The sequence below is a fragment of the Bacteroidota bacterium genome (assembly GCA_013696965.1).
Taxonomy (GTDB): domain Bacteria; phylum Bacteroidota; class Bacteroidia; order JACCXN01; family JACCXN01; genus JACCXN01.
Map to the genome: position 1 here is coordinate 205,561 of JACCXN010000091.1, position 15,020 is coordinate 220,580.

General features: G+C 33.5%; 11 protein-coding genes. 1 reads left to right on the forward strand and 10 read right to left on the reverse strand.

The window, feature by feature from the left end; translation table 11 throughout:
* Positions 1-180 precede the first annotated feature (180 nt).
* The gene (locus H0V01_13825; protein ID MBA2584458.1) at positions 181-2,199 is read right to left on the reverse strand and encodes a tetratricopeptide repeat protein; all 2,019 of its coding nucleotides are present in this window, start codon (positions 2,197-2,199) and stop codon (positions 181-183) included.
* Positions 2,200-2,854: 655 nt separating this feature from the next.
* On the opposite strand from H0V01_13825, the gene lepA reads away from it, so the two are divergent.
* Positions 2,855-4,642, forward strand: a complete 1,788-nt coding sequence (gene lepA, locus H0V01_13830; GenBank protein ID MBA2584459.1) for an elongation factor 4 — start codon at positions 2,855-2,857, stop codon at positions 4,640-4,642.
* A 162-nt stretch (positions 4,643-4,804) separates the two neighbouring features.
* Here the strand turns inward: lepA and H0V01_13835 are convergent, their stop codons facing one another.
* The 9 genes from H0V01_13835 to H0V01_13875 form a co-directional block, all read right to left on the reverse strand.
* Positions 4,805-6,316, reverse strand: coding sequence for a LysM peptidoglycan-binding domain-containing protein (locus H0V01_13835; GenBank protein ID MBA2584460.1), 1,512 nt, complete (start codon positions 6,314-6,316; stop codon positions 4,805-4,807).
* A 127-nt stretch (positions 6,317-6,443) separates the two neighbouring features.
* On the reverse strand, positions 6,444-7,877 hold the full coding sequence (gatA, locus tag H0V01_13840; GenBank protein MBA2584461.1) for an Asp-tRNA(Asn)/Glu-tRNA(Gln) amidotransferase subunit GatA: 1,434 nt from the start codon (positions 7,875-7,877) through the stop codon (positions 6,444-6,446).
* 19 nt (positions 7,878-7,896) lie between these two features.
* On the reverse strand, positions 7,897-8,085 hold the full coding sequence (tatA, locus tag H0V01_13845; protein ID MBA2584462.1) for a twin-arginine translocase TatA/TatE family subunit: 189 nt from the start codon (positions 8,083-8,085) through the stop codon (positions 7,897-7,899).
* Between the two features lie 29 nt (positions 8,086-8,114).
* Positions 8,115-9,344 (reverse strand): peptidoglycan DD-metalloendopeptidase family protein, encoded by a 1,230-nt coding sequence (locus H0V01_13850; GenBank protein ID MBA2584463.1) that lies wholly within the window; start codon positions 9,342-9,344, stop codon positions 8,115-8,117.
* The gene (locus H0V01_13855) at positions 9,328-10,011 is read right to left on the reverse strand and encodes a DUF4292 domain-containing protein (GenBank protein ID MBA2584464.1); all 684 of its coding nucleotides are present in this window, start codon (positions 10,009-10,011) and stop codon (positions 9,328-9,330) included. Before H0V01_13855 ends, H0V01_13850 begins: the two co-directional genes overlap by 17 nt.
* A 127-nt stretch (positions 10,012-10,138) precedes the next feature.
* Positions 10,139-11,908, reverse strand: coding sequence for a tetratricopeptide repeat protein (locus tag H0V01_13860; protein MBA2584465.1), 1,770 nt, complete (start codon positions 11,906-11,908; stop codon positions 10,139-10,141).
* Between the two features lie 21 nt (positions 11,909-11,929).
* The gene (locus H0V01_13865; protein ID MBA2584466.1) at positions 11,930-12,934 is read right to left on the reverse strand and encodes an NTP transferase domain-containing protein; all 1,005 of its coding nucleotides are present in this window, start codon (positions 12,932-12,934) and stop codon (positions 11,930-11,932) included.
* Positions 12,935-12,997: 63 nt separating this feature from the next.
* Positions 12,998-13,432, reverse strand: a complete 435-nt coding sequence (gene dut, locus H0V01_13870; GenBank protein MBA2584467.1) for a dUTP diphosphatase — start codon at positions 13,430-13,432, stop codon at positions 12,998-13,000.
* An 86-nt stretch (positions 13,433-13,518) separates the two neighbouring features.
* A complete protein-coding gene (locus tag H0V01_13875; GenBank protein MBA2584468.1) occupies positions 13,519-14,988 on the reverse strand; it encodes an oligosaccharide flippase family protein in 1,470 nt (489 codons plus the stop codon).
* Positions 14,989-15,020 lie beyond the last annotated feature (32 nt).

Here is a 15,020-nt window from a genome sequence, read left to right on the forward strand (position 1 = left end):
GAACTCAATTAAATTATTTAATTCCATTTGTTCCAATTAAAAATGCTTGAATTCAATTCGGTTTTTTATTAAGGAGGAGATGCAGGTTAAACAAAGGTTTTTAAAAAACCATTTTATTTTTCCCTTTGGCGAGAGCAATGAGACAAGGAATATTTAATTTTTACGAGGCATATGAAACACTTATAATATTCTAACTCCAATAATACAAATATCATCTACCTGCTCTAGGTTTCCTTTCCATTTTTCTATTTTTTCATTCAATATATTGCATTGTAAAGGCATTGATTCATTATTTATTTTAAGCAATAATTCTTTAAGTTGCGTGTATTTAAATTTCTTTCCTTTCGGTCCACCAAATTGATCAACATACCCATCGGTAAAAATATAAATACAATCTCCTTTAAAAATTGGGACTTCGTTGTTTTTAAATGGCCTTAAATTATCACCAGTAAATGAACCTATAGGTTGCTTATCGCCTTTTATTTCAATAATATTTCCATTTCTAACAATTAATAAAGGATTATTAGCACCAGCAAACTCAAGTTTATGTTCCTTACAATTTATATTTACAAGGGCTATATCCATACCATCTTTTACACTGCTTTCTTCATATGATTGCCTTAGTGTTTCATGTACTGAATGGTTTAAATAGTTAAGAATGTCAGAAGGCTTTATGAAGTGGTTTTCTTTTACCGCTCTAGTCAAACCATTATGCCCAACAATGCTCATTAGGGCGCCAGGTACTCCATGCCCTGTGCAATCCACCGCTGCCAGAAGAAAGGATTCCATTCCAATCCCTTTGTGGTTATTCAATGGGGAAATCCAATAAAAATCACCTGAAACAATGTCTTTTGGTTTATATAAAACAAAATGTTCGGGCAGTATTTTTTTTAAAAGATTAGATGGCGGAAGAATTGCTTCCTGGATTCTTTTAGCATATTTGATGCTGTCCATAATATCTTTGTTCTTGCCTTCAATTGTGGCTTTTTGAGTAATGATTTCCTTGTTTTGAATAGCCAAAAGGTTATTTGCTTTTCTTTTGTTGCGGTAACTTCTAAAACTCACTCCTGCAAGGGCAAACATAAGTCCAAAACCTGCAATTAATGCATTTCTTTGAAGGGTTTGTTTTTGAAACTCGAGTTGATGCAAGGCCTCTTTTTTCTCCTGTTTGAGTTTGGCTTCCTGCTCTCGTTTGGAGTATTCGTATTTCATTTCTGATCGCACAATACTTTTTGTGTTTTCTTCATTAAATATACTGTCACGATACGATATGTATCGCTTATAATGGTCAAAAGCCTTTGCTACATCTCCCATTAAATCATACGAGTTACTTATTAGCATTTCACTTTCCTTGGCAATTAAAGGAATACCCATTTCAAGGGCAAATTGCTTACTTTTATTAAAGTAAAGAAGGGCTTCATTGTATTTTTTCAAATCAAGATAAACTCCTCCAATATTTACCAAAGACATTGCAACACCTTGCTTGTCATCATTTAATTCTCTCATTTCAAGCGCTTGAAACTGGTATCTCAATGCTGTTTCCAAACTATCCATATTCCAATAAATATTCCCAATATTATTTAACGTATTTGCTGCTTCTTTTTTAGATCCCAATTTTTCCTGAATTGCTAATGCCATATTATAATATTCAAGAGCTTTGGGCTCCTCATCGTTTTCAGCAAAAACAACACCTATGTTATTGTAAGAATTAGAAACCCCTACTTTATCCTTTACATCCTCATATATTTTTAACGATTTATAATAATATTCCAAGGCTGTTTTCATGTCTTTTTTATTCCAGTAAACAGATCCAATATTACTTAAGGTTTTGGCAATTATATGCTGATTATTTAATTCTTCACTGATTTTTAATGAATGAAAAAAAAATTCCAGAGCTTCAGGATATTTACCCTGAATCATGTTTATAATTCCCAGATTGTTTAATGCACCAGCAATTCCTGATTTAAAATTAGAAGCACGAGCTATTTTTTGAGCATACTGTGCACATTTTTCAGCTTTAGAATAACTGCCCATTCTCCACATTTCATCTGTAAGTTTATTTAATATAATTACTCTTACAGAATCTTCACTGGAAATTTTATAGGCAACTTTTAAAGAATCTAAACCAGAAGCCTGACAAAACTGATTGTTAGCAAACAAAGCAGTTAATAATAATAAAAGGGAAAATAGTTTTTTCACAGTTTATTTATATGGGATAGATTCATTACTTTTTACCTTTTTAATCGTAAATTTTTTCTTTATATTAAAATGCGTTTATTCTTAAAAATGCTTGCAAGTTTACACATTTTTAATCATGAATTCTTTTGTAGAAGATATAAAAACTCCTTTGGTTTTATTAGTCTCATCAGGTTACCTGTTTCTTAATTGTTTTTTAAGATAAAAAACGTGAATTTGATTCATTGGAGCAAAAGAATAAATTTATTCATTAATATTTGTATTTTCTTCCTGTATATTAACTGATTTTTTTCTTTTCAATATCCTTTCTCCCTGTTTTAATTCTCCTTACCAATGGATAAACCATATTTCATAATCATACTGTAATTATAATTATTTGATTCAAAAAACAATCTTTAATTATTATCAAAAAATGGATAAAATTAAAAAGCATGGAAATTGTTCCATGCTTTTTAATACGATTATTTCATGTATACTTACGATTCTTTCCCATCGCAAGATATAACACAACTTATACCTGAAAATAAAAATTCATTTGCATGTCTGAAATTCTAAAGCAAAAGTAACACAAAAGCAAACTTTAAATTTTTGGAATGCTATTCTAATGCCGTAAACTATATTATTTTGTGTAATTTCGCGTTCCATTTTTATTTGTTTCATGAAGAATATCAGGAATTTCTGTATTATCGCTCATATTGACCACGGGAAAAGCACGCTAGCTGACCGCCTATTAGAATACACCAAAACTATTTCATCAAGGGATATGCAGGCGCAGGTGCTTGATGATATGGATCTTGAAAAGGAGAGAGGAATTACAATTAAGAGTCATGCAATTCAAATGGAATATGTTCACAAGGGTGAAAAGTACATTTTGAATCTTATTGATACTCCCGGCCACGTTGATTTTTCCTATGAGGTTTCTCGTTCTATTGCGGCTTGCGAAGGAGCATTGCTAATTGTAGATGCCGCTCAGGGTATTCAAGCCCAAACAATTTCAAATCTTTATCTTGCTTTAGAAAACGATCTTGAAATAATCCCTGTACTTAATAAAATTGATCTTCCCAGTGCTAATCCCGAGGAAGTAAAGGACCAAATCATTGATCTTATAGGTTGCAGTCGAGATTCTATTCTTTCCGCCAGTGGTAAAACCGGAGAAGGAGTAATGGATATCATTGCTGCTATTATTGAAAGAGTTCCTTGCCCAGTAGGTGATCCTGAAGCTCCTTTACAAGCACTTATTTTTGACTCTGTATTTAATTCCTTTCGCGGAATAATTGCCTATTATAAAGTAAAAAATGGTGTAATAAAAAAAGGTGAAAAAGTTAAATTTGTAAATACCGGACAAGTGTATTTTGCAGAGGAAGTAGGTGTTTTAAAATTAAAGCCTGAATCCAGACAAGAAGTTAGAACCGGTGATGTTGGTTATATAATTTCGGGTATTAAGGAGGCGGGCGATGTAAAAGTTGGAGATACCATAACTTCCATTGACAGACCTTGTAAGGAAGCAATCAATGGTTTTGAAGATGTTAAACCAATGGTTTTTGCAGGTATATATCCTGTAGACACTGATGATTATGAAGAACTTAGATACTCAATGGATAAGTTAAGGTTGAATGATGCCTCACTTACTTATGAACCTGAATCCTCTGCTGCGCTTGGTTTTGGTTTTCGTTGTGGCTTTCTTGGAATGCTTCATATGGAAATAATCCAGGAAAGACTTGAGCGGGAATTTAACATGACCGTTATAACTACTGTTCCTAACGTATCTTATATAGCTTATACAACAAAGGGAGAAGAACTAATAGTTAACAATCCTTCTGATTTACCCGATCCGGGGAAATTAGATTATGTAAAAGAACCCTATATCCATGCAAGCATTATTACAAAATCTGATTATGTTGGGCCTATTATGTCCTTGTGTATTGATAAAAGAGGCATTGTAAAAAATCAGGTTTATTTAACCACTGATAGGGTAGAACTTACCTTTGATATGCCTCTTGCTGAAATTGTTTTTGATTTTTATGATCGTCTAAAAAGTATCTCCAGAGGTTATGCCTCTTTTGATTATTCTCCTTTGGAATACAGGCAGTCGAGTCTTGTAAAACTTGACATTTTACTTAATGGGGAACAAGTGGATGCCCTTTCTGCACTTATTCACAAGAGTAAAGCTTTTGATTTTGGAAAAAAAATCTGTGAAAAATTAAAAGAACTTATACCCCGTCAACAGTTTGAAATAATTATTCAAGCCGGGATTGGGGCAAAAATAATTGCCAGAGAAACTGTAAAAGCCATGCGTAAGGATGTTACTGCTAAATGTTACGGTGGTGATATTTCCAGGAAAAGAAAACTTCTTGAAAAGCAAAAAGCAGGTAAAAAGCGTATGAGACTAGTGGGAAGTGTTGAAATTCCCCAATCTGCATTTATGGCTGTTTTAAAATTAGATTGAAAAAAGAATTTATAGTGAAAACGGCTTCTCCTTTTTCACTAATTCCATGTTTTGCCTAATTCATTCTTTTGACAACGAAAATTAAGAAAGATAAAAAAAAACAAGTATAAAAAATCCCATATTCATAAAGGAATTTTTTATACTTGTTTTTTTCGCGGTATTTTAACCTTCTATTGCAACCTTTATCTTATCCCCTGCTTTAATGTTTTTAGCATTGGAGATATTGTTTATTCTAAGAATATCTTCAACAGAAACTCCATTGTATTTGCTTGCTATCTCCCATAAAGTATCTCCAGGTTGAACAACATAATAAATATATTTTATGGAACCAGTTCCCGAATCCGCTTTCTCACTTGTTTTAACAGGTGATTTAACTGGGGTTTTGCTTGTAGTTGCCGCGGGTGTAGGTTTCGCTCCATAAATAATGAGTTTTTGCCCGGCTCTTAATGAATTGCTTTTTAAATTATTCCAGTCCCTGATATTTGCAACATTGCATTTGTATTTATTTGCAATTGTTGATAAATTCTCACCACTTCTTACAGTATGCGTTTTCCTTGTTTCCTGAGGAATAATAAGATCGGGCATTATATCCTGGTTTTCAATTAGAGGAATATATAATGCATCTTCATTCATAATAAAGGAGGAAATCATTGGTTTTGAAAGGCAAAGTGTACTAAATTCCCCTTCAATACATGGAATGATATTCTTTTTATAGGTGGGATTAAGAAATTGAATTTCTTCCACTGGAATATCAAGCAACCTTGAAATTTGTTCAAAGCTTAAAGGTCTTTTTATTTTTACTGTATCCACTTGCTGGTGATGGATAACTGAACCTGAGGGATAAAGGTTATGTTCCTGGGTATAATGCATAACATAATTAACAGCAATAAATGCAGGAACATAACTTCTTGTTTCAAGTGGGAGAAAAGGCCTTAAATCCCAATAATTTTTTTTGCCCCCTGAGCGTCTTATTGCTTTATTCACTGTCCCAGGGCCTGAATTGTATGCAGCCAAAACCAATTGCCAATCACCATACATTTTATACAGATAAGCAAAATATTGGCATGCTGCTTCAGTTGCTTTTAATGGATCACTTCTTTCATCAACATAAGAATTAACTTGAAGATTGAACATTTTTCCGGTCCCGTACATAAATTGCCATAAACCCATTGCTCCTGCTCTTGATTTTGCATTGGCATTAAGTGCTGATTCAATAACTGCAACATACTTTAATTCTAGTGGAAGATTATACTTATTCAACTTTTCTTCAAACATTGGAAAATAAAGTTCGGTTAAAGTAAGCATCTTTGCTACTTGTTGTCTTTTCCTTTTGCTGTAAAGATCAATATAGGCCTTAACAGCATCATTGTAATCAAGCTGAAAAGGGGATATGGAATTTAATTTCGCAATGCGTGCTGCATAAATTTCTGCTGAGTAAAAAGGAACAGAATCTTCTGAAAAATTGAATTTATTTACAGCTTTCTTTTTATTTTCTTTTTGAACATAATTAAATATCCTTAAGTGATCCAAGCTATCCAGCCTGGCTGCGAAAGGGTCATCGGGTGCAAGTTTGTATGCCGAATCACTCGGGAGTGATTGCACCTGCGCATTGGATAAAACAGAGACCAAAAACAGCATTAAAAAAACAGAGAGGCAGCTTAGTAAATTTTTCATATTTCGGGTTTTGTTTCTTTCCTATTTTCAGAATACTCTTATTGAAAAATCAACAACAGCAATACTTACAAGAGCACTTACAATATACGGATTTTTTATTATTTGGTTTTCTTTTTTTTGAAAAAGGTTACTTTTCCAAGAAATTTTGCATGAGGTTTTTTGAAAAGGAAAGTAATTTTTCCTCTTGAAAACTATCTCCCATAAGTTGGATTCCAAAAGGCAAACCAGATGTATGTTGGCCAAGAGGCAATGAAATTGCAGGAAGTCCCGCCAAATTCGCCTGAACTGTAAAAACATCCTCTAGGTACATGGTTATTGGATCTTTTGATTTTTTACCAAATTCAAAGGCGGTTCCAGGCGTGGAAGGCATTAAAATAAAATCATATTGTGCTAAAATTTCCTTTGTTTTGTTCTTTATAATCATTCTTGCTTTCTGGGCTTTTGAATAATATGCATCATAATATCCTGCACTTAATACAAAAGTACCAAGCATGATCCTTCTTTTAACCTCTTTTCCAAAACCTTCTGATCTGGTTTTTTTATAGTTTGATTCTAAATCAGTTGCATTGGGACTACGATACCCATAGTGAACTCCGTCAAATCGAGACAAATTGGATGATGCTTCGGCAGTAGTAAGTATATAATAAACAGGAACAAGATAATCCAGATAGGGAAAATTTACTGCTTCAACTTGATGTCCTTGTGCCTTTAATTGTTCAATCAAATGAATCATCCTGTCCTTGATTTCTGGATCAAGGCCTGAACTTTCAATACATTCAGCTAAATAGGCTATTTTAAACTTTTCTCCGGCAGGGGTTATTCCGCAAAAATCAGGAACGGGATGGCTTGAAAGGGTTGAATCATATTCATCCTGACCTGCAATTATTTTCAAAATCAAAGCTGCATCGTCAACATTTTTTGTAAGTGGGCCTATCTGATCAAATGATGAAGCATATGCAATTAAACCATATCTCGATACCCGCCCATAAGTTGGTTTAAGTCCTACCACACCACAAAAAGAAGCTGGTTGCCTGATAGAACCTCCAGTATCTGAGCCAAGGGCTACAAGACACAAATCAGCTGCTACGGCTGCCGCTGAACCACCTGATGAACCGCCGGGCACTGTATTAATGTTCAAGGGATTTTTAACCGGGCCGAATGCAGAATTTTCGTTTGAACTACCCATTGCAAATTCATCGCAATTCAGCCTTCCGATAATTATCACATCTTCCTTTAAAAGCCGTTCTATAACAGTTGCATTATAAAGTGATTCAAATCCTTCTAAAATCTTTGAACCTGCTGACACTTTATGTCCCTTATAACAAATATTGTCTTTTATACCCAAAACCATACCGGCAAGCTTTCCTGCTTTACCCAGTGCTATTTTTTCATCAACTAGAGTTGCTTGAGCCAGCGCGCTTTCCTGAAAAACTTCAAGAAAAGCATTTAGATGGGTGTTATTTTGAATACGATTCAAATAACCTTTAGTAATATTTACACAGGTGGTTTTTCCCTGCTTTATTTCCTGCTGTATTTGGGAGAGCGAGTGATAAGTTTCCAGAACTTTAACTTTTTAAAAATTACTTGTCTTTTTCTTCAGGTTTTTTGTCATCATCACCTTTTTGACCCTCTTTAAATTCTCTTAGTCCTTTCCCCATACCACGCATTAATTCAGGGATTTTTTTTCCACCAAAAAGTAAAACAACTACAACCAGAATAACAATTAGTTCTGGGCCGCCAAGAGCAAATAAAAGAATATTGGAAATCATATATATAATTTTTGTAAAGTTACAATAAATTAATTGTTTTTAAATAGCCAAAGCTCAGGATTAAGCGCAATTGAACCTTTATAAATTTCAAGATGCACCTCTGATTTTGAATTAGAATCATCGGTAAAAACCTTACCAATGTTTTGTTTGGTAATAATCTTATCTCCTTTGTTCACGAATACTTCTTTAAGGTTTGAATATACGCTCAAATATTCTCCATGTCTTACAATTACAAACTTTGTTCCGGTAGGTAAGGTTGCTATACCGGTAACCTCTCCATCAAACACCGCCCTTACGGACGATCCTGTAGCAGTTGTTATATCCACTCCGTTATTTCGGATCATAATTCCTTTTAAAACAGGGTGAGCATGTTCTCCGAATTTACTTGTTATAATTCCCTCAATAACTGGCCATGGTAATTTTGCTTTATTATTGGCAAAAGTAGCAGATAGTTCCAAAGCTTCGGGGGTTAAAACCAAACCCTTGGGCGTTACTTTACCAGCTTTTGCAGCTGTTTCTTTAGCCTTGCGAATTTCTTCTTCAATAATACGTTGAATTGCCAATTGAAGCTGATTTTGTTCCTTTTCCTTTTCCTTTAAAGCCTGTAATAATTCCTTTTCTTTCTCCTGAAGTTTAGAAAGCGTGCCTTCCTGCTCCTTTTTTTCATCAGCAAGCATTCTTTTTTCTTGTTCCTCCGATCCTAACAATTGCTGCTTTGAATTTTTTATGGCTTCAAGGTCTGCAATCTTCTTATCCAAAAGCGTTTGGGTTTTAACAATCATTTCGGCCTGTTTTTTCCTGTATTCAGAATATTGTTGCAGGTATTTGAGTCTTTTATAGGCTTGATTAAAATCCTTGGAAGAAAAAATAAACATTAACCTATCGTAGGAGTTTTTATTTTTGTTGGCATAGTAAATCATGTTAGCATACTCTTGTTTGAGTGCTTTAATATCAGATTCTAATGCTTCAATTATCCCTTTATTTTCATTAATTTGTTTCTGCAACAAACGCATTTCAGCATTAATGGTTTGAATAAGTTCTTCCCGAATACTGATTTTTTTGTTCAGGGTAACAAGTTGGTTAAGGGATATTTTTTTATTTTGTTTTGTTTCATTTAAAAGCCCCTCGGTAACTTGAATCTCTTTTTGTAAGGATTTTTTCTTGTTTTCAAGATCGTTTTTTTTCTGGCCAAAAGAAAATTCGGCATCGAAAAACAACAAAAAAAGGACAAATAAAACAGGCTTAATGCATGAGCTCATACTTCTCAGGTATTGTAAAGGGCAGGCTTTGTGGAATGTCGTTTGCCACTTTGGAATACTGAATGCTGATTTTTGCGGGTTTTTCACCTGTTAATTGAAAGAATATATTAAATGGAAATAGCTGCGATTCAACGGGTGTAAAGTTACTATAAAAAACCTCAAGATTATTATTTGTCTTAAAATCATATATACCAAATTTTGAAATTTTAAATGAGCGTGGTTCTAACCAGATACTTTGAACCATTAAATCCAATGAATCATTCTTCTGAAGACTCTTTCTAAGCTTTCTTTTTCGCATGGTGCTTAAAAGATAATGATCCTTATCAATAAAAGATTTGAACTCCTCTTCTTTATAGGAAGAAAATGCATTTCCGGTTAAAATTGATTGTAACATGTCAAAATCAACATCAACACCAAAAGTATTGCTAATATAATTGAAATCCCCCTCAAAATAAGTGGAATTAATCCTGTTCATAAATTTAACTGAGTCTTTGGTGATTTTTACTCTTGCCACTTCAATACCAAGAGCCGGAGAAATGGAAACCCACATAACACTGTCGTTTTTGGCTCTGTAATGGGCATTAAAAGATGTCTTTTTCCCTCCTTCCTCTATTACTACAGAAAATTTGGAGGTAATCCAATTGTAGCTGAATTCGTTGCTTCTCATTTTTTCAAAAAGAAAATCGGTACTTCTGTCAAACAAAGGCCCACGGTGAGTTTTTTCCTTTGTTTTGCACGAATTAAATGTCGCAAGTAAAATTAATACTAGAATTAACAGACTTGAGAATCGGTTTTTATTTGAGTTTTTCAACTATTCTTTTCTCTTTTATTTTTTTATCAAGTTGTTCAGAATTACCACCTGCTTTTTTTGCTTTTTCCCAGAACTGAACAGCTTCTTGCTTTTCATTTAATTTAAATAGTGTATCACCATAATGCTCAAGAATCACACTACTTTGAGCGCCTCCATTTTCCAAAGCCTTTTCCAACCATATTTTAGCCTCAGGATAATTTCCCTGAACATACAGTATCCACCCATAAGTATCCAGAAAAGAGGCATTATTAGGCTTTAATTCATTTGACCTTTTTGACATTTCTGCTGCCCTGTCCAGTTTTTCTTCCCTTAATGATAAATAATAGCTGTAATTATTCAAAACATAATAATTATTCGGCTCTATTGCCAGGGCTAATTCATAGGACCCATCTGATTCAGGATGCTTTTTTTGCATATTGTAAACATCCCCTAAACTAGAATACAATTGAGCTTTAAGTGGTTTATTATCTATCACCAAAATCACTCCGGTTTCAAGCATTTCTACGGCTTTTGTATAGTTTTTTAATTGAATGTTTGCAATTCCATTAAAAAGGTAAAGTGAGGGCTGTGTTGGAAACAATTCAATTGCCTGTTCACTTTCTTTTTCCATTGCTTCAAAATCATTCAACTCCGAATCTAAAAGAAGAAGCTGGTTCCAAATTACAAACTTATCCTTATCATACAAAATTGCTTTTCTGAATTGCTCTCTTGCCTCAACATACTTTTTTTCCCTAAGTAAAAAATCACCATAAATGGCAAAGGATTTAGCTTCTTTGGGGTGAGTTTTAATTAAATTTATTGCAAGTTCAAATGCTTCATCTTTTAAATCATTTTTACTTTCTGTTATTACATAGTATGACAACAATATCTTAACTTTTGTATCAATATCTAACTCAACATTTAAAAAGGCTTTCTCAAGATGTACAAAGGCTTTTTCATTTTCATCTTTTCTATTGTAGAAATCTGCCAGGGAAAGGTGCACATAAGGGTTGTTAGGATCAAACTCAAGGATCAGATTAAATGTTTCCAATGCCTTTTCATCCATTCCCTTTGATTGATAAAGATCTGCAAGCATGCCATAATACCTTGGTTCATTAGGAAAAGCAACAATTAATTTTTTTGTTTCCTCCACGGCTTTCTCATGATTCCCTTTGGAAATATAGATTCTTTGTTTTTGAATGGAAATCTCCTCACTTATTCCTGTTAATGCTTCCACACGATCATAAACTTTCATTGCCTCTGATGTTTTGCCTGAAAGCAAAAAAGCATTTGCCAATTCTAAATTATAATCGATATTTCCTGGCCACATTTTCACCATTTTTTCATAAATACTCACGGCTTTATTATGTTGTCCGTTCTTTTGCAACAAATTTGCGTATTGAAGACTGAACCACTGAATGGAAGGATCTATTTCTGCAGCTTGCTTTGCAAATTCCAATGCAAACTCATTTTTGCCCATAAGGGTATAAATGCCTGCTAATTCATAAAAAGGTGTAGCCTTGGTATTATCAATCTTAATGCACTGTGCATACAAGTTTGCAGCAAGGTCATAGTTTCCAAGAATTTTCTCTTTATTGGCAGTATGAAAGCTGTATTGATATTTAAGATTGTCTCTTTCTGTTAATTCCCCCTTCTTTAAATTATTTTTTGGGGGCTTCTCCTCACTGTTTTTTTCCACAAGGGATTTATTGCTTTTACAAGAAATAAATCCTGTAAAAGAAAACAATATTAAAAAGAGAAATATTAACCTCATTTATTCTAGTTGAATAATAGTTTATTTGGAAATTACCGTATAATCTCCAATACTTAAATCATCACTTGTACCCCTATACTCAATGAAATTACCAAGCATTGAGTTTTTAATATTGGCGTTGCTTATTAATGTATTGGTTTGAATAATGCTGTTTTTAACAATGCTGTTTTCTACTCTTACATTGTCTCCCAGGGAAACATGTGGTCCAATTATAGAATTCATCAATTGCACATTTTCTCCAATAAAACAAGGTTCAATAATCAACGAATTATTTTTTTGAGCACTTTCAGCTGTCATTTTGCTGCCTTTATTAAACTCAAGTACCCGTTGATTAGTATAAACAGTTGCATTTTTGTTTCCACAATCCAACCATTCATCCACTTTTCCAGGAACAAATTTAACCCCTTTGTTTTTCATATTCTCAAGGGCATTAGTAAGTTGGAATTCTCCCTTATCCTTTATATCATTATCTAACAAGTACTGCAATTCGCTTTTAAGATTGGAACCATCCTTAAAATAATAAATTCCAATGATAGCAAGATCGGAGACAAAAGTTTCTGGCTTTTCCACAAAATCAGTAATGTTGTTATCACTGTCTAATTTAATTACTCCAAAGGCTCTTGGATCCTCTATTTTTTGAACCCATATAATACCCTCTTGTGAGTCATCAAGTTTGAAGTCTGCTTTAAATAAGGTGTCTGCAAATGCAACTACTACTTTACCATTTAATGCATCAGATGCACATAAAATGGCATGGGCAGTTCCCAAAGCTTCTTTTTGATAAAAAATGGATCCTTTGGCTCCAAGGCTTTCAGCTATTTTAATTAGTCTATCCTCTGTCTCTTTTCCAAAGTCTCCAATAATAAAAGCGATTTCGGTAACTTTTTCATTGCATACTTTAGCAATATCTTCCACTAACCTTTGAACAATAGGTTTTCCTGCAATGGGTATTAATGGTTTAGGGACTGTTAATGTATGAGGACGCATTCTTTTCCCCATTCCAGCCATCGGCACTATAATTTTCATAATTTAAATGTTTTTGGTTTTATATAAAAATACTGAAAATACGAATCATTTAAAAGGAAATTATTATTTTATCCCTGTATGGCCGAAGCCCCCAGCCCCTCTTTCTGTATCAAGCAATGAATCAGCTAACTCCCATTCAATTCTTGAATGAAGAGCAACTACCATTTGAGCAACTCTTTCGCCATTTTCAACTTTAAATTCTTCATTTGAAAGATTTACCAATATTACTTTTATCTCTCCTCTATAATCCGCATCAATTGTGCCTGGTGTATTTAAAACTGTAATCCCATTTTTAAAAGCAAGACCGCTTCGAGGGCGTATCTGTGCTTCGTAACCAATTGGAAGTTCAATAAATAAACCGGTTGGAATAAGTTTTCTTTCAAGAGATTTCAGCACTATTGGTTCCTCCAAATTTGCCCTCAAATCCATTCCTGCTGAAGCCAAAGTACTGTATTGAGGCAGTTCGTGTGATGACTTGTTTATTACTCTTACTTTCATTTTATTTTGCTTTTTAATTCTATTATTTATAAAACTGTTGCTCAAGCCTTAATTAACAGTATAACCTTATGGATTTATTTAGGCAGCTAAATTACTACTTTTTTAACTTTTTCAATCAGAAATGCAGTGATAAGAAATGCTATTAGCAATATGGTATTAAAAAAAGTTCGGGCAAATTGTTCATCCGGTGCAAATTGTATACTTACCAGATAAATAATAACAGCTAAAAAAATGTAAACTCCTGCGTTTTTTAATTTGTAAACAACAGGAAAATGTTTTTGTCCAATAATATAAGATAAAACCATCATTACACTATAACAAATCAAGGTAGTCCATGCTGCTCCCAAATAACCCATTTTAGGAATGAGTAAAAAATTGAAAAAAACCGTTATTGCCGCACCAATAATTGTTAAATAAGCCCCGAACATTGTTTTTCCTGAGAGCTTATACCATATTGATAAATTAAAAAAGATTCCCATAAACAGGTTTGCCAGTAATAATATAGGAACAATTTTTATTCCCTCTCTGTATTTTTCCCCAACAAACAATTGCACATAATCAATATAAAGCACAACACATAAAAAAATAAGGGAGCCGGCAAGAATGAAATAATTCATTACCTGGGCATATATCTCAGTCCTGTTTTTTTCTTTGTATTGAGCAAAGAAAAATGGTTCTGCTGCAAAACGGAAAGATTGGATGAATAAAGTCATTAAAATAGCTATTTTATAACAGGCCCCATAAATCCCTAATTGATATAAAGAAACATCAGAGGGAAGTAAATATTTAATCATTATCCTATCGGCCGTTTCATTTGTCATGCCTGCCAGGCCTGCCAGTAAAAGCGGCAGTGAGTACTTCATCATACGCTTCCACAAGTTTAGATCAAAGGAGTAAAACCTGGGAATTAAATAGGGAATAAGCAACAAAACAGTAATAATACTTGCCAATAAATTTGAAATAAAAATATAGCCAATGCTAATTTGAGGGCTATAAACAAGGCTAATTATTTCAAATAGAATTCCTTCGCCTTTTTCATAAACCAAAGGGCAAAAAACAAGGAAAAACAAAATAAAGAGTATATTAGAGAGGATACTTGTAAACTTAACAAGAGCAAATTTCAGAGGCTTATTTTGTTCCCTGAGTTTGGCAAAGGGAATTGCTGTAATACCATCAAAGGCAATGATAAAAACAAACCAAATAATGTACTCCTGATTTTGGGAGTATCCTAAACCCTGTGCAATAAATGGAGAAAGGGCCAGAAATAAAAGAATAAAAACAGTGCTGGATGATAAAATGGAAATAAGAATGGTACTATAAACAGACTCCTTATTGTTTTCGGTTTGAGTGAAACGAAAAAGAGCAGTTTCCATTCCATAAGTAAGAATTATGATTAGGAATGAAACATAAGCATAAAGTTCGGTAACAACCCCAAACTCTTCAGGAATAAAGATTCTAGTGTAAAGTGGGACTAACAAGTAATTTAATAATCTGCCAAGAATACTTGGAATCCCATAAATTGCAGTTTGCCCGGCAAGCTTTCTAATCAGGTTCAAAGTTACAAGTTACAAAGGAGACAATTGAATTT

Bases quoted from the DNA above. Each gene is read 5' to 3' on its own strand.
- lepA (MBA2584459.1), top strand. From the start codon at position 2,855: ATGAAGAATATCAGGAATTTCTGTATTATCGCTCATATTGACCACGGG.
- H0V01_13835 (MBA2584460.1), bottom strand. From the start codon at position 6,316: ATGAAAAATTTACTAAGCTGCCTCTCTGTTTTTTTAATGCTGTTTTTG.
- tatA (MBA2584462.1), bottom strand. From the start codon at position 8,085: ATGATTTCCAATATTCTTTTATTTGCTCTTGGCGGCCCAGAACTAATT.
- H0V01_13850 (MBA2584463.1), bottom strand. From the start codon at position 9,344: ATGAGCTCATGCATTAAGCCTGTTTTATTTGTCCTTTTTTTGTTGTTT.
- H0V01_13855 (MBA2584464.1), bottom strand. From the start codon at position 10,011: ATGAGAAGCAACGAATTCAGCTACAATTGGATTACCTCCAAATTTTCT.
- H0V01_13860 (MBA2584465.1), bottom strand. From the start codon at position 11,908: ATGAGGTTAATATTTCTCTTTTTAATATTGTTTTCTTTTACAGGATTT.
- H0V01_13865 (MBA2584466.1), bottom strand. From the start codon at position 12,934: ATGAAAATTATAGTGCCGATGGCTGGAATGGGGAAAAGAATGCGTCCT.
- dut (MBA2584467.1), bottom strand. From the start codon at position 13,432: ATGAAAGTAAGAGTAATAAACAAGTCATCACACGAACTGCCTCAATAC.